General features: G+C 48.7%; 15 protein-coding genes, 1 tRNA gene and 2 pseudogenes. 8 read left to right on the top strand and 10 right to left on the bottom strand.

All coding sequences use genetic code 11. The annotated features are described in order from the left end of the window. The 7 genes and pseudogenes from J9880_RS04870 to J9880_RS04900 all read right to left on the bottom strand — a co-directional run bounded on the left by J9880_RS04870 (position 1) and on the right by J9880_RS04900 (position 10,139). Positions 1-3,372: a BREX-1 system adenine-specific DNA-methyltransferase PglX gene (locus J9880_RS04870; RefSeq protein ID WP_232770161.1), complete on the bottom strand. Its 3,372-nt coding sequence runs from the start codon at positions 3,370-3,372 to the stop codon at positions 1-3. A gap of 66 nt (positions 3,373-3,438) precedes the next feature. After that, positions 3,439-6,912 carry a BREX system P-loop protein BrxC gene (brxC, locus tag J9880_RS04875; RefSeq protein ID WP_232770162.1) on the bottom strand — a complete coding sequence of 1,158 codons (3,474 nt, stop codon included), beginning with the start codon at positions 6,910-6,912 and terminating at the stop codon, positions 3,439-3,441. Between the two features lie 9 nt (positions 6,913-6,921). Next, complete coding sequence (locus J9880_RS04880; protein WP_232770163.1) at positions 6,922-7,248, bottom strand: BREX protein BrxB domain-containing protein; 327 nt, start codon at positions 7,246-7,248, stop codon at positions 6,922-6,924. 72 nt (positions 7,249-7,320) lie between these two features. Further along, entirely contained in the window at positions 7,321-7,734 is a 414-nt protein-coding gene (locus J9880_RS04885; RefSeq protein WP_232770164.1) for a DUF1819 family protein, read from the bottom strand. Between the two features lie 355 nt (positions 7,735-8,089). Beyond that, a pseudogene (locus J9880_RS04890) lies at positions 8,090-8,768 on the bottom strand (tyrosine-type recombinase/integrase); the annotation flags it as partial. Then, positions 8,766-9,857 (bottom strand): annotated as a pseudogene (locus tag J9880_RS04895) (tyrosine-type recombinase/integrase); the annotation flags it as partial. The pseudogenes J9880_RS04890 and J9880_RS04895, both read right to left, overlap by 3 nt. 197 nt (positions 9,858-10,054) lie before the next feature. After that, a tRNA-Leu gene (locus J9880_RS04900) sits at positions 10,055-10,139 on the bottom strand. Between the two features lie 219 nt (positions 10,140-10,358). Between J9880_RS04900 and ampH the strand changes: the two genes are divergently transcribed. Beyond that, positions 10,359-11,498: a D-alanyl-D-alanine-carboxypeptidase/endopeptidase AmpH gene (ampH, locus tag J9880_RS04905; RefSeq protein WP_119822453.1), complete on the top strand. Its 1,140-nt coding sequence runs from the start codon at positions 10,359-10,361 to the stop codon at positions 11,496-11,498. Positions 11,499-11,580: 82 nt separating this feature from the next. Here the strand turns inward: ampH and lptG are convergent, their stop codons facing one another. Beyond that, on the bottom strand, positions 11,581-12,651 hold the full coding sequence (gene lptG, locus J9880_RS04910; protein WP_095924503.1) for an LPS export ABC transporter permease LptG: 1,071 nt from the start codon (positions 12,649-12,651) through the stop codon (positions 11,581-11,583). Next, positions 12,651-13,745, bottom strand: a complete 1,095-nt coding sequence (lptF, locus tag J9880_RS04915; protein WP_131693422.1) for an LPS export ABC transporter permease LptF — start codon at positions 13,743-13,745, stop codon at positions 12,651-12,653. The genes lptG and lptF overlap by 1 nt, the downstream gene beginning before the upstream one ends. A 278-nt stretch (positions 13,746-14,023) precedes the next feature. On the opposite strand from lptF, the gene pepA reads away from it, so the two are divergent. From pepA to J9880_RS04930, 3 genes are all read left to right on the top strand, one after another. Beyond that, entirely contained in the window at positions 14,024-15,535 is a 1,512-nt protein-coding gene (gene pepA, locus J9880_RS04920; protein ID WP_095924501.1) for a leucyl aminopeptidase, read from the top strand. A gap of 116 nt (positions 15,536-15,651) precedes the next feature. Beyond that, the gene (locus J9880_RS04925; protein WP_095924500.1) at positions 15,652-16,137 is read left to right on the top strand and encodes a DNA polymerase III subunit chi; all 486 of its coding nucleotides are present in this window, start codon (positions 15,652-15,654) and stop codon (positions 16,135-16,137) included. Continuing rightward, the gene (locus J9880_RS04930; RefSeq protein WP_232770165.1) at positions 16,130-18,985 is read left to right on the top strand and encodes a valine--tRNA ligase; all 2,856 of its coding nucleotides are present in this window, start codon (positions 16,130-16,132) and stop codon (positions 18,983-18,985) included. Before J9880_RS04925 ends, J9880_RS04930 begins: the two co-directional genes overlap by 8 nt. An 88-nt stretch (positions 18,986-19,073) precedes the next feature. Here the strand turns inward: J9880_RS04930 and J9880_RS04935 are convergent, their stop codons facing one another. Next, a complete protein-coding gene (locus J9880_RS04935) occupies positions 19,074-20,030 on the bottom strand; it encodes a LysR family transcriptional regulator (RefSeq protein ID WP_205948383.1) in 957 nt (318 codons plus the stop codon). 481 nt (positions 20,031-20,511) lie between these two features. Between J9880_RS04935 and J9880_RS04940 the strand changes: the two genes are divergently transcribed. From J9880_RS04940 to J9880_RS04955, 4 genes are all read left to right on the top strand, one after another. Then, on the top strand, positions 20,512-21,039 hold the full coding sequence (locus J9880_RS04940; protein ID WP_133823262.1) for a fimbrial protein: 528 nt from the start codon (positions 20,512-20,514) through the stop codon (positions 21,037-21,039). Positions 21,040-21,115: 76 nt separating this feature from the next. After that, positions 21,116-21,649, top strand: a complete 534-nt coding sequence (locus J9880_RS04945) for a fimbrial protein (RefSeq protein WP_232770166.1) — start codon at positions 21,116-21,118, stop codon at positions 21,647-21,649. Positions 21,650-21,770: 121 nt separating this feature from the next. Continuing rightward, positions 21,771-22,445, top strand: coding sequence for a fimbrial biogenesis chaperone (locus J9880_RS04950; protein ID WP_232770167.1), 675 nt, complete (start codon positions 21,771-21,773; stop codon positions 22,443-22,445). Between the two features lie 224 nt (positions 22,446-22,669). Then, the gene (locus J9880_RS04955) at positions 22,670-25,141 is read left to right on the top strand and encodes a fimbria/pilus outer membrane usher protein (protein WP_232770168.1); all 2,472 of its coding nucleotides are present in this window, start codon (positions 22,670-22,672) and stop codon (positions 25,139-25,141) included. Positions 25,142-25,155 lie beyond the last annotated feature (14 nt).

Consider the following 25,155-nt stretch of genomic DNA (forward strand, 5'->3'; position numbering starts at 1 on the left):
TTATAATCCTTTATTTTCTCTGGCTTCTCTTTTCTCTGCCAGCGTCAAATGATGATCATTGATCCTGTCACCCAGATTCCCACCGTATTGCAAACCTAGTTTATACCACGGTACAGATTCGACATCGGTACCACGGTCTTTCTTCCAATTGATATTCGGTTGTGAGCGGAGTACACCTGCACCTTTTTTACCAACATCTTTTGCAAGCATGAAGGGGCGAATATTTAACCGAATGCCATCGTTAATATCAGGATTCCAACCAACAGGTTGATCTTTAAGAAGTTTCCAACGGACAAAGATATCGAGCCCTTTTTCGCCTTCAAGAATTGCTTCTAATTGTACTTTTAGATTTTCCGCCGCCGTTAAGCGAATATCGGCCCCATCAATGCCTTCAGCTACACCTCGTTTTTGAACACTAATCCAGTCATCCAAATAGGTATAAATCAGTCGTTCCAGACCTTTGTAATCCAGCTTATGGTAATTTACTAACGCAGAAAACCCATCTTTAAGCCCATCCCAAATATGCCAAATGAATGGACGATGTTGGAACAGTTTGCAATGCTGTTCAAAGAATTTATCACGCAGCCAGCTTTCAAAATCTTTAGCTTTAACAGATTTCAAAAGATTATCTTCAACTGAACTGCTCCAGGCATCACCGTAGGATTTATATAAAATATCAGCCAAACGTTTCGCTGCTGTTTTCTCACCACGAACTGCAGGAATACAGACAATTCCATCATCATCGACTAAATTTTTAAAATCTCTATTTCGATGCATTACTTTACGCATTTCTGAAGCAAGCTCCATTTCTGGGGCATACTCTGCAGGCCATTGATATCCTAATAAGCGGGCAACAGCAACATGCAACACCGATTCTTCTTGAAGAGATGCTCCAATGTCTGTAATTTTCTTCTCATGATTCCATATGACTGAAGCACATGGATGCCCGTGGAAAATCCATTGGGTTGGCTCATTAGAATATGGTTTGGGGAGGCCGTTAGGATATTTTTCTTTAGCAAAATTTTTCCACTTATATTTATCAAATGATACCTTTGCTAAAGTTGCGTTAGTAACACCAAGCTTCTCATCAATTTTCCTAACATTTTCGTTATACTCTGCTGATGAGCAATAGCACCATAGCGCTATTAAATCCTCCTCGTTTTCAGGAACAATGACCGCAACGTTATTATCAAAAAACCCACCCAAGTATAGTGCAGCTGGTAATTCTCTAGTTTGCTTTATCACAATACCTTTTGATCTGTGTGCCTCCAAACCTTGTATTCTTGCCGTAGATAATTCAGCCAAGTCACCATTACCTCCATCCCATAATAAAATATTTTCCAACCCAGCGTATTCTGCTGATTTTTTAAAAGTTCCGTGTATAAAACTCCATCTAGTGGAATAATCTTGAACTTCCCAAAAATTTCTTCCAAAACGAGGGAAATCCGAGGTTGCTATTCCTTGATACGAATTGGCAATTTCTTCTATTTTTATCCCTTCAATCACAAAATCTAATGCAAATCTATAGTCAGGTACTTGCAGCAAATTGCTAACATTGCTACTTAACAAATCACGATTGATAACATCAAAAGAACGCTCTTGTTCAGAAGACGAATCAACAGATAAACCTATTATCTTAGATTCTGGATCACTTATATTTTTTTTAACAATACAAAGTGCGCGAAGAACATCCCAACTCTCTTTTGCAGTTGCACCTGAACCAATTTTAACTACAAATTTCACAGTCTGATTTAATAGAAGATCACTTCTTAATTTTTTATATGACTTTAAAAAAGTCCAGTTAATCGGTGTAACAGATAAATGCCACCCACCTTTATGGCAGAAAGTCTCGAGTCGTTTTAAAAATACTGTTGCTAAATCCGCATCACCATTTTCATAATAACTTGAACAATAATCTTGAAGTATAAAATCCATTTTACCTCTAACAAGATAGGGAGGATTTGTAACAACCAAAGAATAATCAATAGACATGATTTCCAGAGCTCGGAGCATACTCTGGGCCTGTACTAAATTTTGTGTTGGAGCTGCAGCTGAGATTATATTTCTAAGCAGCTTTATTTGTGATGCATTTGCATATTTTTGAGGTTCAAGAAGGCTCCCTATAAACGGTGATTGTCTTGTAGCTTTTACCAAAGCTGCTAATCCTTCATGCTCGAGCCTATTTAATTCTTCATCCCCAAGAATATTCTCAAGATTTAAACCACAATGAGCTATGTCAATTGTTGGTAAAGTTCTAAATCCACCAGCACCAGGAAAACGCCAAGCCTCTAATGCTACTGCAAATACGGCAACCTCTACACACCGCTGGTCCAATTCTAAACCATAAATATTTTCACGCAGAACTACATCAATAGAATCTTTCGCCGATAAACCCTCAAGATGCATACGTATTGGAACAAGCATTAGGAATATAGCAACGAGGAAATGGCCTGAACCACAGCAAGGGTCAAGGGTTTTCAGTTGGCTAAGATGTTCAGGCCATGTTTCATAGCTTCCTGTTGAAAGCATCCATCTTTCTAGTAGACCGTCATTCTCTTCATTTTTAATAAAGCGGAGATATTCTAGGGGCATCCCAGGTATAGATGCTTTATCACGCAATTCTTGCTCACTTTTAGCGTGAATATAGTCATCCTGTGTCAGGCATTTAGCAGCCCACCAAGCCCCTAAAGTGTTATCAAGTAAAAATCTCACCATGTAAGGTTCGGTAAAAAGTTGAGTAACCGGGCTCAACTCTTGCGCACCAATTTTTACTCCAGATTCATTGACCTGTTTTTTCTTTTTGTTTTGCCAGAATTGATAGCACCAACCTAAACTGTCTTGCGCTTGGTAGGTTGCAGGGTCAATCGCTGAAATCAGGTTTTCAAGTTCATTGATATGGTTGATAGATAGCTTAACTGCAAATATTGGTGAGTCAGCACGGAAGATCTGTGGCAACATCTTTTGGGCTAAACGGCCAGCCAGCTCCCAACCATCTTTACAATCAGGCTCTTCTTCAGCCAGTTCAAAACACTCATCAAGCGTAACTGGTGTGTATTCGTCATACATCAATAAATTGTTTTGCTCTAAGTAACGCGCAAATAACATTCGGTGCCAATGCTCATACGCCATCTCATTGGCTAAACGTTCAATTTCTTGCTTACCATCAGTGAGCTTATCCCCCAACTGGCGGGCATGGGCACGTAAAGTATTACGAAGTGCGCGCTGTTCGTCATTGAGGTAACCCGGTGCCTGACTATCAGCAACACCTAAACGCTGTAGAGCTTCATTTACTGCAATTTCAACGATATCGCGAGCTTTAACGACCGTATCTTCTAGTTTTTTACGTAATATTTTATCGAGTGGTTGTCTCATGAGATCTTCTTAAATCGTTGTAAAATTAAACCCTCCGGTCGGCGGGCTATTTTTAGAAATCAAACATTAGCTTGGTACGACTGGACCGTTTTCTAACTGAGAGCGCAGTTCTTGCTCAACATAAGCTAACCAGTCTTGTAACTCTTGCTCGGATTTGATGATTGGTTTATTGAGTTTCGCATATCGAGTCTTTGGCTGGAGTTCGCTAATAGCATCTTTCAAAACCTGATTAAAAATACTTGGTAGTCCTGCCGTTTTATCGTTCCAACGCGCAAAGCTGATATCATCCAAGGAACTCAAAACAGAATCCAAATCGCTGATATTAATTTCAGGCACGGCATCCAAGTGACGTTTCTGCAAGAAAATATTCCTTTTAGCCTCATCTAGTTGCTGCCAATTTTCGTCATCCAGCAGTTCAGTCATGCAGGTGCGATATTCTTGCTCGTATTGTTCACGATGACTGGTGAGAGCATCACGTAATACATTGGTTGCTTTTTTTAACAACGGATCCACCGGGCATGGCTCATCTAACAAGCTACGGTTAGCCAAGATGGCTTCTTTTTCTTTTACGAGTTCGTTATAAATTACCAGGCCAGAACAATAGCCCATTAGGGAGTCCAGCTTTCGCCAAAGTTTGGTACGTAAACTGGCTTTATGAGCCTGCTCTTTCCAGGATTCAAAATCACTTTTTAGTTGATCTTGATATTCAAATGCTTTTTGCAACTGATCATTGCCTGAATACATTTCCAGTTCAGTAAGCATTGCGGTACTTGGTGCTATCGGTAATGGGGCTGAGCCACCAGCTTGATTCGCAACATTCTTCGCGTTGATAATTGCCAGAGGCAATTTAGCTGCTTCTTCGCCTGCATTACATGCTTGTTCAAGCAGCGTTGAAACAACACCGCGAACTTTGATTAATTGCATTTTCGAAAGCGTAACAGTTTCAGGACGGAACTTAGTTTGAGTCAAAGAACTACGATCAAGGCTTTTAGCATCAATAGCGCGCTCTTGAATATCAGAAGCTTTTAATACACCGGCTGCTAACATGGCATACAAAGCTCCATCAATCACATCGTTGCCCCATCCATAAGGCGCATCTTTGAAGTTTTCACGAATTTCTTTACCTGTCTTCATCGTACCAATAAAGCGGTAAATTTCTGCACATACGGGTTGTTTGTCCGCTTCGCCGCTGTAACCCACTTTTTCTAACGCATTGGGGTCTGCCAGGCGACTAGCAACTTCGTAAACTTTGGCCCAACCACGATCATCTGCCATTTTAAACTTGTGGTACAGACGTTGGCAGGCTATTTCGCCAGCACTTTGAATCTGAGCCGCAAGAGAGTCCCCTTCAACTTCCTGCCCACCTGCTAAACGGACTTGAATAGAACCAAAAATCTCTTTAAGTAAGCTATTCTTTGTTTTCTCCGCACTTTGCAAAAGAGTTTCCATTGCTTGTTTCGCATCTTTACCAGGCCCGGTAGCTGCACTACCGCGAATTTCCAAGGTATTTTCAGCAGCTTTCAAGCTCACTATGGCTTTTTGCAAATCACTACGGTGGTTCGTTGGTACGTAGATATAAATGGTGGCACTATCAGGATCAGAGCCGCGCGATAAATCATTAAATTGCTTTTCTGTTTGTTCTGGGGCCCACGCACAAATACGCTTATCTGCATCAGCAGGTAACTCAGATTCAAAATAGACAGCTATAGGTCTTGGCTCAGCTACGGTCCCTTGAGCAATACGCGCTTGTGCAACCTGTTTACGAATGTAGTTCTGAATCTCTTTTGTTCGATACGCTTCTAAGGTTTGTGGGTTTCCTAGCAAATCATTTTCCTGACGCCTTAATTCGTCATACCACGCCTGGCTTTCTATAGTTTGTAAGCTGAATTCACGCCCGTTTTCTGTGTCACGAGACATGATCAGATGCTCTGCCTCCAGTGCTTGAAGCATCTTTGGAACTAACGGACGCAGCTTATGTTTATCGTTGTTCAGATCTTCCAGAAGTAAATCAGCTAAGGTCTCCACTGTCGGGTGAATGCCATATTCCATCTCCGCAGGCAGTTTTCTGATTAAGAGAATCAAAGCCAATAGACGACCTTGTAATTGCTCATCCTCATTACCGCCGCGTTTACGGCTGATAGTTTCATAAATATCTTTGGAAATGACACCGGTTTGTAGCAAATTAGTGGAGATCTGGTCATAAAGAAAATCTGCAGGGACTACATAACCAAGTTCTTTATCTGCTGTCGCTTTTAATGCCTCGTGGACCACACGCAGTTGGTTTCGTAGCTGGGAACCAGAACCAGTTCTATCTAAGGCCGGTAAAATACGTTCCCAGAAACGACGGCGTACGGGAAGTAACGGATAATCTGGCACGATCCACTTTTCATCATCTCGATGATGTTCAATGGTACTCCCCCGTAAATGACGGGAGATTTCTCCTAAGTTATCATCAACCATCGCTCTAACTACTGGCTTAGCAGACTCTTTCTTTTGCAAAATAACTTTACGGATAACTTTATCTACATCAGTATCTTCCAGTTGAACTGGAACCTGAAAACGGCCCATCAAGCGCTGCAAGTTGGTCATCCCAGTTAATGCACTCTGACCTGTTGCAACAAATAAGACTTTGGATTTTAAAGCACTTGCGCCACTACATGTCTCCACCACTTCTTGAACATCAAAAGCCCTTTGAACGTTATCACCAATGTATTGCTGCACTTCATCGAGAACCACTAAGGTTAATGGCAGCTCACCGTTTTTAGATATGGCATCAACAATCGCTGAAACCATTTCATCATTGGTGACATCATCGACAATCTTGTATTGCGCACGCAGCATTTCTCGGACTTCTTTAATATCCGAGCCCATTCCTGGAATTGACTGCAATACTGCTTCATGCAAAATTGGCGAAACATGCAGGTTTTTCAGTTCTTTTGTCCAGGTGTCCACACCATCTTTAGCTTTTGCTTTGCTTTCGACAAATTCTTTAACCTGATCAAATATGCCAGCAGACTTCAACCACATCACAAAGCGAGCTAAGTGATACTGTTCAGGTAGCCCTGCTGATTTGAAAATAATTCCTAATAAAGCTAAGCGAACTTTATCCGCCGTTCCGGCACCCAATGTGCCAGAAGCGGCATACAAACCACCGTTAACTTCTGCGATAGTAGATAATTCGTCTAATTGTTTTGCAATGCTCTCAGGCAAATCAGCAATTGAGCGTGCATCGGATCCATTGTTGAGTGTTTGATTGGTCCATAATGTACGCAGCATTTTAGCAAGGTGAGATTTACCTGAACCAAAAAACCCACTGATCCAGACTCCTGGCTGCTCACTATTCGACTTAAATGCCGAAAGGTAGTTACTCAGAATTTTATCTAAACCTTTTTCGTACGCACCATCACAAACAAAGGTGCGCAGTTCATATTCCAGCGTATCCAGAGCCCCTTTAGATACATCATCTTTAACTTGTGCAACCCCGTTGTTTGCAAGGCGGCTATTGACTGGATCATTGACAAAAATTTCGCGATTAAGCATGGCTATTCCTTAAGAGGTCGCAGAAATGGCCGTGGCGTGATATCCCCAGCCGTCCTTTGCGTCTAATAATTGATAATTGTTGTTTTGAACTTCACCGGGGAAAAAGACAACTAGTCGACCTGACACTTTTTCAGCCAATGTCTCAACGACACCAGAAACGGAGGCAAAGCCAAATAACGTTCCACATCCCAATAAAGCAACCACACCATCCACAGTTTGTGAAGCTTCAACTTGAGCAATGAGCGTTTCAACTAACTCTTCCGCAAAATCACCGTACAAACCTTTTAAGTACTCAGGATCTTCAAAATAAGTTTCTTTGTAGTCTTGTGCGGCCATCCACTTTTCGAAACTGTGAGTTAGGTCTAGTAACTGCCAGGGGTGATTATGCTTTATACAAGCTTGCTCAAGCTAAAAGGCCTCCATACGCTCCCTTGATAAATGTTCACCAGGTTCTAGATTTAGTACTACCTCTGTTGATGCTCTCAGTAAAGGATCCCGAGCTATGGACAGCTGCAAAGCAAGAATCGCTTGTGCACTTTCGCTCAACTCCCACCATGCTCTTAATACTTTAAAAAGTAGGATGTGTGTATCAAGACCATAGAGATCGACAAGATGACGAAATGTTAACCTCCGCGACTTTTCTGTCGGCTTATGCAGAATATTAAAGTTAACAATATCATCTTCGTACTCAGCTTTGCTGGCGCTTTCATCACGAGAAAAGAGCAATATTTTAAGCTCCTCTATCATCATGCTACGTGCTGAATGAGCACCATTTTTTCCAAATCTGAATCCTAAATCGGCTAATTTTCGTTCACTTCTCATTGTTCTTTTCCTGATAGCCGTAGGCTATATGGGCATTATAAACCCTAAAAAGAGTAGTACTTCCTTTTGATGCAAATTAATGTCTAGTCGCATCCAATTGATTAAGTTAAAGAAAGATAGAATCTGCTATCGATTTTGATCATTGTTCCAATCGCGGATACACAGCGTATCCGCAACTCAGCAGTCATGCGAAATCAGCAGCAGTTAATCAGTGTTGGCGACCCCCAACACCACTGCACTATCTCTCTGCAGCCATTCAAAGAATGCGCATAGTTGTATCTTTCATCCTTCCTATCCTCAACTACATTTGCAAGATAGACCTCGTAAGGAACCAGAATATTCCAAAAAGGGGGAGTTAGTTAGCAGCTAGTCTTCCAAAATCAAACGGACTAACCCCCTTATCCCGATTCGCATCCAGATAATCCGCCCACCACTGCACCATCAGCCTACGCTCCCCCAAGTGTTCAGCCTTATGAATATAAGCCGCACGTACAGAGTTACGTTCCTGATGACTCATCTGTCGCTCTACCGCATCCTTCGACCACAATCCCGATTCAATCAACGAGCTGCATGCCATTGTTCTGAAACCATGCCCGCAAACCTCAACCTTCGTATCGTAGCCCATCACCCTCAACGCCTTATTCACCGTGTTCTCACTCATCGGTTTACGTGGATCATGATCGCCAACGAAGATCAGCTCACGATTCCCGCTCATGCTTTTGATTTTTTCAAGAATGATCAGAGCTTGGCGGGATAAAGGAACAAGATGAGGGGTCCGCATTTTCGATCCTCGATGTGAATGCTTCACCTTCAAAACTCGCGCTCTCCCGGAATCGTCCACATAGCAGTTTCAAAATCAACTTCTGACCAGCGTGCGAAGCGCAGTTCACTAGATCGAATGAAGACCAGCAACGTCAGCTCCACTGCTAAGCGTGTTGGTGGTCTGCCGGTATGTCGATACGATGAAGTAGTTCAGGAATGCGATTAAGTTCTAGCGCAGCGCGATGCTGTCGTTTAGCTGTTGCAACCGCCTCTACCGCATCCTTCGACCACAATCCCGATTCAATCAACGAGCTGCATGCCATTGTTCTGAAACCATGCCCGCAAACCTCAACCTTCGTATCGTAGCCCATCACCCTCAACGCCTTATTCACCGTGTTCTCACTCATCGGTTTACGTGGATCATGATCGCCAACGAAGATCAGCTCACGATTCCCGCTCATGCTTTTGATTTTTTCAAGAATGATCAGAGCTTGGCGGGATAAAGGAACAAGATGAGGGGTCCGCATTTTCGATCCTCGATGTGAATGCTTCACACCTTCCAAAGGCTCACGCTCTCCCGGAATCGTCCACATAGCAGTTTCAAAATCAACTTCTGACCAGCGTGCGAAGCGCAGTTCACTAGATCGAATGAAGACCAACAACGTCAGCTCCACTGCTAAGCGTGTTAGTGGTCTGCCGGTATATGTGTCGATACGATGAAGTAGTTCAGGAATGCGATTAAGTTCTAGCGCAGCGCGATGCTGTCGTTTAGCTGTTGCAACCGCTCCAGCGATCTCTTGTGCGGGGTTGTAATCGATTAAACCACTTTGCACGGCAAATCGCATAATTGCTGTAGTTCGTTGTTGTAGACGCGCCGCCACTTCAAGACGTCCAGACATCTCTACGGCTTTAATGGGAATAAGTAAATCTCTGGTTTTTAGCTCAGCGATATTCCGCTTACCAATCGCATCGAACAGATTATCTTCCAAGCTTTTAAGAACACGGCCACTGTGCGACTCAGACCACTTTTGATTGCTGGCGTGCCAGTCTCTGGCAACAGATTCAAAAGTTATGATCTCTTTAGCCTGTTCTTCTTTTACTGCACGCTTATGCTCACGAGGATCGACTCCGGCAGCAACAAGCCTCCGGGCCTCTTCCCTCTTTTGACGAGCATCAGCCAGTGACGTTTCGGGGTAAACCCCAAAAGCCATAAGGTGCTGCTTGCCGCCAAAGCGGAAACGAAAGCGCCAGTATTTGGAGCCGTTAGGATGTATCAACAAAAACATGCCATCGCCGTCTACTAGCGAGTATTCCTTTTCTTCTGGTTTTGCCGAACGCACCTTGGTATCAGTCAGGGCCATGATGGTATTCCTTCCATATGCTGCCGTGAGTATATAAGCATTATCGAACCAGCATATACTCGGTTCTATACTCACAAGCATGTTGATGTGGGGTAACTCAGATTGACGTCGGTTGACTGAAAAGCGAGGCAAAGCCTTGCGGGGACTGGATTTTAGGCATAAAAAAAGACCTCAGTTGAGGTCTATTTACATACTAATGGTGCCGAAGGCCGGACTCGAACCGGCACACCTTGCGGCGGTTGATTTTGAATCAACTGCGTCTACCGATTTCGCCACTTCGGCACTGAAAGTAGTATGCGGAAAACGTGGGCATTATACCCAGCCCAGCGGGTCACGCAATAGTTATCCCGCCTTGTTAGGTTTAAGTGTTGAAAAAACAGACATACTCCGCAACGCAGTGAGAATTTGCTGACAAAAATCTTCCGTTTGCCTGCGTTTTTCCGATGCCGTTTCTCAAACTTCGCATTAGTATACAAATCACGAAGAGATTTTGCCCTGTTGATGGATACCCGTTTGTTGAAAAAACTCTCACTTTCGCTCCTCGCGCTGGCCTTCGCCAGTACGCCTTTATGGAGCCACGCGCAGCAGAATGCGCGTCTGGCGTCGCAGGTCGTGGATGACCATGCAGAACACATCTTTTACGGCAGCGGCGCAATGGGAATGGCGCTGGTGGTCGTTGATAACAATCAGCAGGTATTTCGCAGTTTCGGGGAGACCCGCCCCGGTTCCGATATCCGTCCGCGTGAAGACTCCGTGGTGCGTATCGCCTCGCTGACCAAGCTGATCACCAGTGAAGTGCTGGTGAAAATGGCGCAGCAGGGCAAGGTCAGTATTAATGACCCGCTGCGTAAATATGCGCCCGCCGGTGCGCGCGTGCCGGCTTACAGCGGCACCAATCCGATTACGTTGCTGAATCTGGCGACGCACACCAGCGGTCTGCCGCGTGAGCAACCGGGCGGTGCAGCGAACCGTGCCGTCTTCACCTGGCCGACCAAAAGTGACCGCTGGAGCTGGCTGAGTGTCGCGAAAATGACCGTGCCGCCGGGTGCCCGCGCCTCTTACTCCAATCTGGCGTTTGACCTGCTATCTGATGCCTTGTCGAAAGCCGCCAATCAGCCTTATACCCAATTACTGCGCGAGCAGATCACGCAACCGCTCGGCATGACCGATACCACGCTGACGCCGAATGCCAGCCAGTGTTCGCGGCTGATGGTCGGCCTGCGTCCGAGTCCGTGCATTAACACGATCGCGGCAGCAGGCAGCGGCGGGCTTTATTCCACGCCTGCGGATATGGGTCGCTGGATGCGTCAGTTCCTCGGGCAGCGCACCACCACGGCGGATATGGCGCAGAAGATGTATTACAAGCGCACAGATCTGGTCTCGCTCAAAGGGATGGATGTGCCGGGCATGGCGGACTCGCTGGGAATGGGCTGGGTGACGATGGCGCCGACGCCGTTATTGCCACGCATCATCCAGAAAACCGGCGGTGGCGGTGGTTTTATCACGTATGTCGCGATGGTGCCGCAGCGCGGTGTCGGGGTGTTCGTGGTAGTGACCCGCACCGAGCTGACCAAGTTTAAAAATATGAGTGATGGCGTGAACGATCTGGTGGCGGATCTGGTACGCAATAACGAAATCTGATCGCGGCATTACCCGTTCTTCAGACGTAAAAAAAGCAGACCGCTGTACGGGGTCTGCTTTTTTTGTCGCTGCACCGGCAGGTTTAGCGTTTTCTCAGCAGTAAGAACATGCTGATGACGAAGAACAGTCCGCTTGGCAGCAATGCGCCCAGGATCGGCGGAATATTATAAACCAGGCTTAACGGGCCGAATATCTGGTCAAGTACGTAGAACAGGAAACCGAAGCAGATACCGGTCACTACCCGCACGCCCATCGGCACGCTGCGCAGCGGACCGAAGATGAATGACAGTGCCATCAGCATCATGACCGCGACAGACAGTGGCGAGAAGATTTTACTCCACATGTTCAGCTGGTAGCGTTTGGCTTCCTGCCCGCTCTGTTTCAGATACTTGACGTAGTTGTGCAGGCCGCTGATCGACAGCGCATCCGGGTCGAGCGCCACGACGCCCAGTTTGTCCGGCGTCAGGTTGGTTTTCCACACGCCGGTCAGCGTCTGGGAACCCGTGATTTGCAGGTTATCCGTCAGGTCAGATTCATCGACCTGAGAGAGTTTCCACACACCATCCGTAAAGGTCGCGGAAGAGGCATAGCGCACTGACTGCAGTTTGTTCTCTTCGTTGAAATGGTAGATGTTCACGCCGGTCAGCTCTTTTTCACCGGCCACGCGTTCGATGTAGATGAAGTCGTGACCGTCTTTCGCCCAGATACCGTTCTGGGTGGAAAGCAGCGAACCGCCGTACATCTGTTGTGCGCGGTAGTTACGCGCCATCTGTTCGCCCTGCGGCGCGACCCATTCACCAATCGCCATGGTCAGCAGCACCAGCGGGATCGCCGTTTTCATCACCGAGGCAGCAATCTGCATACGGGTGAAACCGGAAGCCTGCATCACCACCAGCTCACTGCGGGTCGCCAGCGTGCCCAGCCCCAGTAAGGCACCCAGCAACGCCGCCATCGGGAAGAAGATCTCGATATCCTTGGGTACGCTCAGCAAGGTGTATAACCCTGCACCGGCGGCAGAATATCCGCCCTGTCCGACTTTACGCAGCTGATCGACAAACTTGATGATGCCGGAGAGTGACACCAGCATGAACAAGGTCATCATGATGGTGTTGAAAATCGTGCGACCGATGTAACGGTCTAATACGCCAAACATCAGGCAACTCCTCTCAGACGCGCGCGGACCTTACGAACCGGCAAGGTATCCCATGCATTCAGAATCAGTGCCAGTGCGAAGTAGAGCAGGTTAGTTCCCCACATCCAGAGCATCGGATCCAGCTTACCTTTGGCACCGTTAGAGCGCAGCGAGGTTTGCAACAGGAAGAAAATCAGATACAGCAGGATCGCCGGCAGCATACTGAGCACACGTCCCTGACGCGGGTTCACCACGCTGAGCGGAACCACCAGCAAGGCCATGATAAATACGGAGACGATCAGCGTAAAACGCCAGTTCAGCTCGGCGCGGGCTTCCGGCTCGGAGGAGTTCCAGAGCTGCGTCATGGTCATCTGATCCGACTGGTTCGGGTCAAGCTGTACGGCCTGATGGCCGATCACCGCCAGATAGTCGGTGAAATCTGTCACGCGGAAGTCACGTAACAACGCGGTACCTTCATAGCGCGTCCCTTTATCGAGCATCACTTGCTGCGAGCCGTCGGCGCGCTGAAGCATGTGCCCGCGGTCGGCCACCACCACTGAAGGTCGCTGGTTGCCGTTCGGGCGCAACTGCGCAAGGAACACGTCATGGAATTCTTTACCTTTGACGCTGCCGACAAACAGAACCGCATTGCCGTTCTGCGCCTGCTGGAACTGGCCTTCGACCATCGCCGCCATGCTCGGGTTCGCTTTGGCTTCCGCCAGCACTTCATCCTGATGTTTGGACGACCACGGGCTGAGCCAGATGGCATTCACGCCAGCGAAGATTGACGTAAATAACGCCAGAACCAGTGCCGCGATGACCAGAGAGCGTTTTCCGAGACCACAGGCATGCATGACTGTGATTTCACTGTCGGTATACAGTTTACCGAGCGTCATCAGCAGGCCAAGGAACAGGCTGAGCGGCAGAATAAGCTGCGCCATTTCCGGAACGCCAAGGCCCAGAAGAGAGAGAACTAAATTTGTTGGGATATCGCCATCGACCGCTGCTCCGAGCACTCTTACCAGCTTCTGACAGAAGAAGATAAGAAGCAAAATGAACAGAATGGCAAATTGGCTCTTGAAGGTTTCCCTAACCAGATATCTAATGATGATCACGCTTAATACGCCTGTGAAAACTTGTCTTTTTGAAGGAAAATCGCTAGTTTCATCGCTAATCCGTCATTTATTCTCATCATATGGCAACCTTCGCAGCTAAAATAGTATTACAACACCGAGAATTGGGGTGTCCTATAGGAACTTGCTTATAGCCGCCAAAATAAAAACTAACGCCGTTTAAGGTTAACACAGGTCGTTAACACAATGACGGGAGAGTGTCTCCGGCGACTCATTCTAGCCGTACCTCCCGCCCTTGTCTTTAAGATTCAGGAGAGTGCATGGAGTTCAGCGTAAAAAGCGGTAGCCCGGAAAAACAACGCAGTGCCTGTATTGTAGTCGGCGTTTTCGAACCTCGCCGCCTGTCACCGATTGCCGAACAGCTCGATAAAATCAGTGATGGCTACATCAGCGCCCTGCTTCGCCGTGGTGAACTTGAAGGCAAAGTGGGCCAGACCCTGTTACTGCATCATGTACCGAATATTCTTTCAGAGCGCATTTTGCTGATTGGTTGCGGCAAAGAACGCGAGCTGGATGAGCGCCAGTACAAACAGGTGATCCAGAAAACCATTAACACCCTGAACGACACCGGTTCTATGGAAGCCGTTTGCTTCCTCACCGAGCTGCACGTTAAAGGGCGTAATACTTACTGGAAAGTGCGTCAGGCGGTCGAAACCTCCAAAGAATCGCTTTACACCTTCGATCAGCTGAAAAGCAATAAAACCGAACCTCGCCGTCCGCTGCGTAAAATGGTCTTCAACGTGCCCACCCGCCGTGAACTGACCAGCGGCGAACGCGCCATTGCCCACGGTCTGGCGGTCTCAGCCGGTATCAAAGCGGCGAAAGATCTCGGCAACATGCCTCCGAACATCTGTAACGCCGCGTATCTGGCGTCACAGGCGCGTCAGCTTGCCGATGCGTTCAGCACTAACATCACGACCCGCGTTATCGGCGAGCAGCAGATGAAAGAGCTGGGAATGAATGCCTATCTGGCGGTAGGTCAGGGTTCGAAAAACGAATCGCTGATGTCGGTGATGGAATATAAAGGGAATCCTAATCCGGACGCTAAGCCTATCGTGCTCGTCGGCAAAGGTCTGACCTTCGACTCCGGCGGTATTTCCATTAAACCTGCCGCTGACATGGATGAAATGAAGTACGACATGTGCGGTGCCGCGGCGGTTTACGGCGCGATGCGTGTGGTCGCTGAACTGAATCTGCCGCTGAACGTGATTGGCGTGCTGGCGGGCTGTGAAAACATGCCTGGCGGCCAGGCATTCCGTCCGGGCGACATTCTGACCACCATGTCCGGGCAAACGGTCGAAGTGCTTAATACCGATGCTGAAGGCCGTCTGGTATTGTGCGATGCGCTGACCTACGTCGAGCGTTTCGATCCTGAGCTGGTAATTGATGTCGCCACGCTGACCGGCGCGTGCGTGATTGCCCTCGGCCATCACATCACCGGTTTGCTGTCGAACCACAATCCGCTGGCCCATGAACTGATCGGCGCGTCCGAACAGGCGGGCGACCGCGCATGGCGTCTGCCGCTGGCTGATGAATATCAGGAACAGCTGGATTCTAATTTTGCGGATATGGCGAACATCGGTGGCCGCGCAGGCGGTGCGATTACCGCCGGTTGCTTCCTGTCGCGCTTCACCCGTAAATACAGCTGGGCACATCTGGATATCGCCGGTACCGCGTGGCGTTCAGGCAAGAACAAAGGCGCGACCGGTCGTCCGGTGGCGTTGCTGTCACAGTTCCTGCTCAACCGCGCCGGCCTTGATGGCGATGAGTGATTCCTGCGTTAAATAAGATATAATCTTCACTATCAGGGTCTGGTTCGCCAGACCCTTCACAGGCGGGCGCACCAGTTGCGCCCCTGTTTTTTTCTCAGCAGCACAGTGAACTCATCATGAAACAGGCTACCTTTTTTCTTCTCGACGCGCCGGATGCCAGTGGCGAGCTTAGCTCGCACGAAGCCCTGGCCTGTCAGGTCGCCGCTGAACGTTACCGGATGGGCAAACGTGTTCTGCTGGCCTGTGAAGATCAGAAACAGGCTGAACGTCTGGATGAAGCGTTATGGAAGCGCGAACCCGGCCATTTTGTGCCCCATAATCTGGCAGGCGAAGGCCCACGTTTTGGCGCGCCGGTGGAATTATGCTGGCCGGGAAAACGCGGCAATGCGCCGCGCGACTTGCTGATCAGCCTGCTGCCAGAATTTGCAGATTTTGCTACTGCTTTCCATGAAGTGGTAGACTTCGTTCCTTACGAAGATTCCCTTAAACAACTTGCGCGCGAACGCTACAAAGCCTATCGCAGCGTGGGTTTCTCTTTGACGACGGCCACGCCGCCCTCAGTCACCACATCGACCGACGAAAATACGAAGCGAAATGGATAAGACATATAACCCGCAAGACATCGAGCAGCCGCTTTACGAGCACTGGGAACAACAGGGCTATTTCAAGCCGCATGGTGATACCAGTAAAGAAAGCTTTGCCATCATGATCCCGCCGCCGAACGTGACCGGCAGCTTGCACATGGGTCATGCTTTCCAGCAAACCATCATGGACGCCATGATCCGCTATCAGCGCATGCAGGGTAAAAACACCCTGTGGCAGGCGGGGACTGACCATGCGGGTATCGCAACGCAGATGGTGGTTGAGCGTAAAATCGCGGCCGAAGAAGGCAAAACCCGTCACGACTACGGCCGTGATGCGTTTATCGATAAAATCTGGGAATGGAAAGCCGAATCCGGTGGCACCATTACCCGTCAGATGCGCCGTCTGGGCGACTCCGTGGACTGGGAACGTGAACGTTTCACCATGGATGAAGGTCTGTCCAACGCCGTGCGTGAAGTGTTCGTGCGTCTGTACAAAGAAGATCTGATTTACCGTGGCAAACGTCTGGTGAACTGGGATCCGAAACTGCGCACCGCGATCTCTGACCTCGAAGTTGAAAACCGCGAATCCAAAGGGTCCATGTGGCACCTGCGTTATCCGCTGGCTGACGGCGCGAAAACCGCTGAAGGCAAAGATTATCTGGTGGTGGCGACGACCCGTCCGGAAACCGTGCTCGGTGATACCGGCGTGGCCGTTAACCCGGAAGACCCGCGTTATAAAGATCTGATCGGCAAAGAAATCATTCTGCCGCTGGTAGGCCGTCGTATTCCGATTGTTGGCGATGAACATGCCGATATGGAAAAAGGCACCGGCTGCGTGAAGATCACCCCTGCGCATGACTTTAACGACTATGAAGTCGGTAAACGTCACGGCCTGCCGATGATCAACATCCTGACGTTCGATGGCGATATCCGCCAGACCGCTGAAATCTTCGACACCAATGGCGAAGAAACTGACGCGTGCAGCAACCAGATCCCTGAGCAGTTCCGTGGCCTTGAACGTTTCGCCGCGCGTAAAGCCGTGGTCGCTGCGTTTGACGAAGCCGGTCTGCTGGAAGAAATCAAACCTCACGATCTGACCGTACCTTACGGCGACCGTGGCGGTGTGGTAATCGAGCCGATGCTGACTGACCAGTGGTACGTGCGTACTGCGCCGCTGGCGAAAGTGGCGGTCGAAGCCGTTGAGCAAGGCGACATTCAGTTCGTACCGAAGCAATACGAGAACATGTACTTCAGCTGGATGCGTGACATTCAGGACTGGTGTATTTCCCGTCAGCTGTGGTGGGGACACCGCATTCCGGCGTGGTATGACGCCGAAGGCAACGTGTTTGTTGGCCGTGACGAAGCGGAAGTGCGCAGCGAAAACAATCTGGCCGCCGACGTTGTGCTGACGCAGGACGAAGACGTGCTCGACACCTGGTTCTCTTCCGGTCTGTGGACATTCTCCACACTGGGCTGGCCAGAGCAGACGCCTGACCTCAAAGCTTTCCACCCTTCCAGCGTCGTGGTGAGTGGCTTTGACATCATCTTCTTCTGGATCGCGCGCATGATCATGATGACCATGCACTTCGTGAAAGACGAAAACGGCAAGCCGCAGGTTCCGTTCAACACCGTTTACATGACCGGTCTTATCCGCGACGACGAAGGACAAAAAATGTCCAAGTCCAAAGGTAACGTTATCGATCCGCTGGATATGATCGACGGTATCTCGCTGGAAGACCTGCTGGAAAAACGTACCGGCAATATGATGCAGCCGCAGCTGGCAGAGAAAATCCGCAAGCGCACCGAGAAGCAATTCCCGAACGGCATCGAACCGCACGGTACTGATGCCCTGCGCTTCACGCTGGCGGCACTGGCGTCTACCGGCCGTGACATCAACTGGGACATGAAGCGTCTTGAAGGGTACCGCAACTTTTGTAACAAGCTGTGGAACGCCAGCCGCTTCGTGCTGATGAACACCGAAGATCAGGATTGTGGCCTGAACGGTGGCGAACTTGAGCTGTCACTGGCTGACCGCTGGATCCTGGCGGAATATAACCGCACAGTGAAATCTTACCGTGAAGCGATGGACAACTACCGCTTCGATCTGGCTGCCAGCATTCTGTATGAATTTACCTGGAACCAGTTCTGCGACTGGTATCTGGAGCTGACCAAGCCGGTCATGAACGGGGGCAGCGAAGCACAACTGCGCGGCACCCGTCATACGCTGGTGGAAGTGCTGGAAGGTCTGCTGCGTCTTGCGCATCCGATCATTCCGTTCATCACCGAAACCATCTGGCAGCGCGTGAAATCCCTGAAAGGCATTACTGCGGAAACCATCATGCTGCAGCCTTTCCCGGAATTTGACGCAGCGAAAGCGGACGAACTGGCGCTGGCCGATCTCGAGTGGATCAAACAGGCGATCATCGCTATCCGTAACGTGCGTGCCGAGATGAACTTGTCTCCGGCCAGGCCACTGGAACTGCTGCTGCGCGGCGCGAGTGCCGATGCACAGCGTCGTGTGGAACAGAACCTGAGCTTCATTAAGTCTCTGGCGCGTTTGGAATCCATCACCATTCTGCCGGCTGGCGACAAAGGCCCGGTGTCTGTCACCAAACTGGTGGAAGGCGCTGAGTTGCTGATCCCAATGGCAGGTCTGATTGATAAAGAAGCCGAGCTGGCGCGTCTGGATAAAGAGATGGCGAAACTGGATGGCGAGATCGCATCCATCGAAGGCAAGCTGTCTAACGAAGGTTTTGTGGCGCGTGCCCCTGAAGCCGTTGTCGCCAAAGAACGCGAACGTCTGGCGGCCTGCGGTGATGCGAAAGTGAAACTGGCTGAGCAGAAAGCCACGATTGCTGCGCTGTAATCACCACTGCACCTGATCACTCAGGTGCGGAAAATAAAAAAGCCAGTCGGGGAAACCTGACTGGCTTTTTTTATTCTCTCCGCGCGGCTCAGCGTTTGGCGTTTCTCTGCAATTCCAGCTGAAAGATGTCATGCATCTTTTTCACCAGGGTGGCAAAAAATTGGTTATTCAGAGCGGCCTTGTTGTACACCATATAAACCGGCTGAGTCGGCATCGTGAAATCGACATCCAGTTTCTGCACATTGAACGCATTTTTCATTTTTTCATAAAAACGTTCCGGCACGAAAGCCAGCATATCGGACGCTTCCACCATCGACATAATCGTCAGTAAGGACGGGCTGATAAACCGGCATACCCGCTCCTGTCTCATCATAGAATGCACATCAAGACGGTTAGACAACAGGCTTGCGCTCTCGGAATCCAGAAACGTATACGTTTCATTCTGCGCCAGCTCAATACTCAATGTTCCGTCGAGACGCGGATGTGGCTGACGGCAAATGACCACCGGCACCTCACTGGATATTTGCTGACTGACGCGCGAATGTCCGATATGCGGATGAACGTCAAAAATAATATCGGCTTTACGGAAAATCAGCGCGTCTTCAATTTCAGTAATCGAGTTATTACTGATGCTGTGAACAATCTCACAATCGGGCGCAATCTCATCCAGCACGCTGCGCATGACATTCAGCGTAAAAGTGGAAAGATATGCTGAACAATGGGCAACAAGACGGGTTGGCACGGAATCAAACGAGATATTCTGCAGTTTAGCGACTAAGTTATCGTACGCATCCGCCAGACCTTCGTGTATTCCAATGGCGACAGTGGTCGGTGCCAGTGCCTTTCCGTCCCGGATAAACAACGCGTCATTATAATGAACACGCAAACGCCCGAGCGCCTGGCTGACAGCTGAAGGGGTGATACCCAGTGCATCTGCAGCTTTGGTTCCGCTGCGATGAATGAAAACAGCCTCAAAAGTGGTTAAAAGATTGAGGTCAAAGTTCTTCACCATTTTAAAACGATCGGTGAGTGTGTTTTCTTTCATCCTGTCCAGTCCCCTGATTTCTGGTGAAATACGGGAATTCGTATTCTCAACATCAATCATAGTCAAGATTTTCAATTTTTGGTCTCCAAACCGGATTTTGTTTTGAATATATTAATCAGAATATCTAATGTTTTAATTTAATCATGCAAATAAAATCAACAGATAATGACACTCAAAACAGATACATTAGACATAATAAAATACAAAATAAACTTTACTGAATCATACCTTTAAAGAACTTAAATTAAAATCCATCATATTCCATCAAAAATAAAAATATCGTATAAATACGCCATGATTCATACGGATATATCTGTTCTTAAGTTTACTGAATAGTACATTCAGCGTATGCCATGGCGATTACGACGACAACTAGGAATAATGCGCTCCAACGATAAAGGGTGCCGGCTTATTTACTTCTTTATCTTCCCCCACTAACTCTTATATCAAGAGTGTGTTTTTGTTAAATAAAGGAATAGTAATGAAAATGACTTCGTTTTTTAAAATGAGTGTACTGGCTGCCGGTATGGTTGCAGCAATGGGTGCAAATGCTGGCGATACCGGCGTCCTGAATGTAACAGGTACTGTTATTGCAAGTTCTTGTGTTGTTGACCCAAGCAGCACAACAGACGTGCCAATGGGTACTCTGTCAGCAGCAGATTTTACTGCAGTTGGTAGCATTTCCCCTAAGCAAGATATCACGCTTAACCTGACCGGCTGCCCGCTGTCTCAGACTGGCGTAATGTTTGCTGCAAACGGCGCTGCTGATGCAACCAATAACCAGTTGCTGGCACTGTCTGCTGATTCTATCGCATCAGGCCTGGGTATCGCTCTTTATAACAAAGGTGGCGACCTGATCCCAATGCATTCTGCTTCCGCTGCTGCACCAATTGATGCTGAAGCTGGCACTGCAACTATAAATCTGGAAGCGGCCGCAATGTCTACAGCGGATGCTGTAACCGGTGGTGCTTTCAACGCAACAACTACCTTCACTCTGTCTTACAACTAATATTTCCCGATTTATTAACTTGCTGACAAATAAAACCTCAAGTTAATAGAATTTGGTTAAAAGGATTAAACCGACCATGAATATGAAAAAATTAAGTGCTGCTGTAGTTGTTATGTTGGGCCTGGGTGTTTCTGCTGCTCAGGCAGATGATGGTTCCCTGAACTTCTCTGGTGTAGTGACTTCCAGCTCTTGTTCTGTTGCTGCAAACAGCACAGTCATTCCTGTGACCTTTGATAGTTTCGCAGCTGCATCTATAGATTCAGTCGCTGTGGGTTCCACCAACGCATCACTGCAAAAACCTTTCAGCATCACCCTCGCTGGCTGCCCTGAAGGCGTTTCTGTTGCTAAAATTAAACTGGATGGTACAACTTCCGGTCTCGTCCCAAATGCATTTGTAGGTAACTCAACTGCACGTTACGTGGGTATTATGATTTCTGATGCTGATACTGGTGCTGTTATTACACCAAAAGCATTCGGCAATGATAAAGCCATTGTTGCTGGTGAGAATACGTTGAACTACCTCGTTGGTTTAACTAAAACTTCAGCAGAAAGCCCTGCTGTTGAAGGTACTGTTGATGTGCCAGTAACCTTTACCATGTCTTACGAGTAATATTTCTGTAATCAGTGTGTTTTTTAATAAAATGGCTGAGGTAATACTCAGCCATTTCATCTAATGCCAGCCCAATTACAGTGAGATTATTAATTCTAACTTTTAACTCCCAAGGTTAATGATGACTATTTTAAAAAAATCCGTACTTTCATTATTACTCATCGCATTATCTTCTCCTTCATTCGCCGGTTTTTCTGTAGGTGCCACGCGCGTTATTTATAACGGTAATGCAAAAGAAGCCTCACTCTCTGTTAAAAACACCGAAGACTCGAATATATACCTTATTCGCTCCTGGGTGAGTGCTGATAAAGAAGGTGAAAAAGTTCCGTTTATTACCACCCCTCCGTTGTTCCGCATCGAACCAGGTCAGGATAACTCCATCCGTATCACGCAAACCTCATCGTCCTTACCGCAGGACAAAGAGTCTGTTTACTGGCTGAATACGCTGGCAATCCCTCCTGCTGCAAAAGAAAAGAACTCTCTTCAGTTCTCTATTAATACCCGTATCAAACTGATCTATCGCCCGACAGCATTAAATAATAAAGAAGCGATCGCAAAAGCCTGGCAGCAAATTACTTTCTCCCGCTCAGGCAATGGTTTAACCGCCAACAATCCGACGCCTTATTATGTCAATCTGACCAAAGTCAGCATTAACGGTAAAGACTTAAAAGAAGGCTTTATGGTTCCACCAAAGTCTTCCACAAAAATTGACAATGCACCGATGGGCAACAGTATCAGCTGGCAGGCTATTAATGATTTTGGCGGACTGACAGAAAAAGCCAAAGCATCAATTTAATAAAGTCGAAAGATTAGAATCGGGAATGTCTGTTTATTATGGAAAATAACAATATTAAAAGTCGTCAGGAAAAAGACAGCACCAGAAGAAAAGGTAATAAAAACAGGCGCGGCGCACTGAAAAGTCATTCGGCTGCCCGCTCCTTTTTATTAACACCCTTATCATTTTTCATATTGTTATCTTTGCCCGGCTTAGCTTTTTCGGCTGAAACCTTTAACGCGGAAATGCTTAAAAACGTTGGCGGCGGTGGCGATCTGGAAAACGTCAATCTGGATTATTTCGCCGAAAAAGGCGGCCAGATGCCCGGCACCTATCAGGTCGATATTTACCTGAATAACCAGCAGGTGGACTCACGTAACATCGAGTTCGTCAGCCTGCCGGATGCACCGGGCAAACTCTATGGGGCGATCACCCCTGCGGAGATGGCGGAGTACGGCGTCAAGCTGGACGCCTTCCCGGAGCTGAAAGCCGTTGCCCCTGATGCCAGGCTGACGAAGCCGCTGAGTACGTACGTGCCGCTGGCCACCGAGAATCTGGACTTAAACCGTAAGCGTTATGACATTACCGTGCCGCAAATCGGCGTCAGCATGCGTCCGCGCAACTCGGTTGACCCGAAGCGCTGGGATAACGGCATCGCCGCCTTTATGCTCAATTACAGCTATTCCGGTTCGACCACCCAGCGCGACGGCAGCGGTCAGTCAAAGAGCAATTTCGTGAACCTGCGCAGCGGGGCAAACCTGGGTGCGTGGCGTCTGCGTAACTATTCGACTTACAGCAATCAGCAAACCGAAGGCTCGCACGGCGGCGACGACACTAACACCAGCAAGTTTGAGTCGATTAACACCTACGTGCAGCGTGACGTGCGTTTCCTGCAGGGCGGACAACTGACCCTCGGTGAATACTCCACACCGTCTGACGTGTTTGACAGCGTGCAGTTTACCGGTGCGCAACTGGCCTCTGACGACCAGATGCTGCCGGATTCCATGAGCCAGTTTGCGCCAACGGTGCGCGGTATCGCCAAATCGAACGCGCAGGTCACCATCAGGCAGAACGGCTATGTGATCTACCAGTCCAACGTGTCGCCGGGGCCGTTTGCGATTACCGACCTTTATCCGTCCGGTAACGGCGGTGATATGGAAGTGACGGTGACCGAATCTGACGGCACCACCACCAAATTCACCATTGCCAGCAGCTCGGTGCCAATTTTGCAGCGTGAACATCGCTTCAAATACAACCTGGCATTGGGTAAATACCGCTCAGGTAATGACGATACGCAGACACCGAACTTTATTCAGCTGTCAAATATCTACGGTCTGACGGCGCGCACCACCGTTTACGGCGGTATTCAGTACGCCGAAAACTATCGTGCGGCTAACGTCGGCGTCGGTTTCGACTTAGGTTCCGTCGGTGCGGTGTCCTTTGATGCCACGCAGGCCACCAGCGAATTCGATGATGAGTCGATTGGCACCAAAAAAGGCCAGTCTTACCGGGCGATGTATGCCAAGAACTTTGAAGCGACCGATACCAACCTGCAAATCGCCGGTTACCGCTACTCCACCGAAGGGTATTACGCCTTCCAGGACGTGCAGGATTACCAGCATGAGACGGACAGCGATTTCGACAACTACAACCGCTCGCACAACCAGCGCAGCAAAATGCAGTTGTCCATCAACCAGTCGATGGGTGACTACGGTTCGATTTATGTCAGCGGCAGCCAGCAGGATTACTGGGGCGGCGACGGTAAAGAGAAGCTGTTGCAGCTCGGTTACAACACCAGCATTTACGGCATCAGTTACGGCTTTAACTACAACTACTCGAAAAACCCGGGCATGACCGAGGCAGATCAGGTATTTGCGTTCAACATGTCCGTACCGCTCGACAAGTTCATGGGGCCTTCCGGCACCTGGGCAACCTACAGCATGAGCAGCAAACGCCACGGCTCGACCGTTCAGCAGGCCGGTATCAGCGGCACCTTGCTGGATGATAAAAACCTGAGTTATTCCGCGCAGCAGGGGTATGAAAATCAGGGCAACGGCACGTCCGGTAATGCCAGCATGGATTACAAAGGCGGCTCCGGCGAAGGCAGCCTCGGTTACAGCTATGACCAGGATACCCGCCAGTGGAGCTACGGTATTCAGGGCGGCGTACTGATCCACGAAAACGGCATCACGCTGTCCCAACCGCTGGGCGATACCATCGCGCTGGTGAAAGCGCCGGGAGCCGATGACGTTGATGTCGAAAACAACAGCGGTGTCCATACCGACTGGCGTGGCTATGCCGTGGTGCCGTACGCCCAGCCATACCGTAAAAACAGCGTGACGCTGGAAACGGAAAGCTTTGGTGATGATGTGGATATGGACATGAACAGCCAGACAGTTATTCCAACCCGTGGCGCGGTAGTGCGTGCAGATTTCAAAACCCGCGTCGGTCAGCGTGCCTTAGTGCAGATGCTGTTTATGGGTAAACCGGTGCCGTTCGGTGCCACCGTCAGCCTGCTGGATAACGACAGCACCGTCACCGGCATTGTCAGTGACAACGGCGAAGTCTACCTGACCGGCCTGCCGGAAACCGGCAACATCATGGCGAAATGGGGCAACGGCAGCAACGAGCAATGTAAAGGCGCTTACTCGCTGACAGTCAGTAATAACAGTGACCCGTCTGCGCTGATCAAACAAATTACGGCGCAATGCCACTAAGGCATAAGGAAGTA

This window comes from Rahnella victoriana (assembly GCF_021276285.1).
GTDB classification, from domain to species: Bacteria; Pseudomonadota; Gammaproteobacteria; order Enterobacterales; family Enterobacteriaceae; genus Rahnella; species Rahnella victoriana.

What these genes read in the sequence shown, in the direction of transcription:
- J9880_RS04925 (WP_095924500.1), top strand. Translation starts at nt 15,652, where the DNA reads ATGAAACAGGCTACCTTTTTTCTTCTCGACGCGCCGGATGCCAGTGGC.
- J9880_RS04930 (WP_232770165.1), top strand. Translation starts at nt 16,130, where the DNA reads ATGGATAAGACATATAACCCGCAAGACATCGAGCAGCCGCTTTACGAG.
- brxC (WP_232770162.1), bottom strand. Translation starts at nt 6,912, where the DNA reads ATGCTTAATCGCGAAATTTTTGTCAATGATCCAGTCAATAGCCGCCTT.
- J9880_RS04880 (WP_232770163.1), bottom strand. Translation starts at nt 7,248, where the DNA reads ATGGCCGCACAAGACTACAAAGAAACTTATTTTGAAGATCCTGAGTAC.
- J9880_RS04885 (WP_232770164.1), bottom strand. Translation starts at nt 7,734, where the DNA reads ATGAGAAGTGAACGAAAATTAGCCGATTTAGGATTCAGATTTGGAAAA.
- J9880_RS04945 (WP_232770166.1), top strand. Translation starts at nt 21,116, where the DNA reads ATGAATATGAAAAAATTAAGTGCTGCTGTAGTTGTTATGTTGGGCCTG.
- J9880_RS04870 (WP_232770161.1), bottom strand. Translation starts at nt 3,372, where the DNA reads ATGAGACAACCACTCGATAAAATATTACGTAAAAAACTAGAAGATACG.
- pepA (WP_095924501.1), top strand. Translation starts at nt 14,024, where the DNA reads ATGGAGTTCAGCGTAAAAAGCGGTAGCCCGGAAAAACAACGCAGTGCC.
- J9880_RS04950 (WP_232770167.1), top strand. Translation starts at nt 21,771, where the DNA reads ATGACTATTTTAAAAAAATCCGTACTTTCATTATTACTCATCGCATTA.
- lptG (WP_095924503.1), bottom strand. Translation starts at nt 12,651, where the DNA reads ATGTTTGGCGTATTAGACCGTTACATCGGTCGCACGATTTTCAACACC.
- J9880_RS04940 (WP_133823262.1), top strand. Translation starts at nt 20,512, where the DNA reads ATGAAAATGACTTCGTTTTTTAAAATGAGTGTACTGGCTGCCGGTATG.
- J9880_RS04935 (WP_205948383.1), bottom strand. Translation starts at nt 20,030, where the DNA reads ATGAAAGAAAACACACTCACCGATCGTTTTAAAATGGTGAAGAACTTT.
- ampH (WP_119822453.1), top strand. Translation starts at nt 10,359, where the DNA reads ATGGATACCCGTTTGTTGAAAAAACTCTCACTTTCGCTCCTCGCGCTG.
- J9880_RS04955 (WP_232770168.1), top strand. Translation starts at nt 22,670, where the DNA reads ATGCTTAAAAACGTTGGCGGCGGTGGCGATCTGGAAAACGTCAATCTG.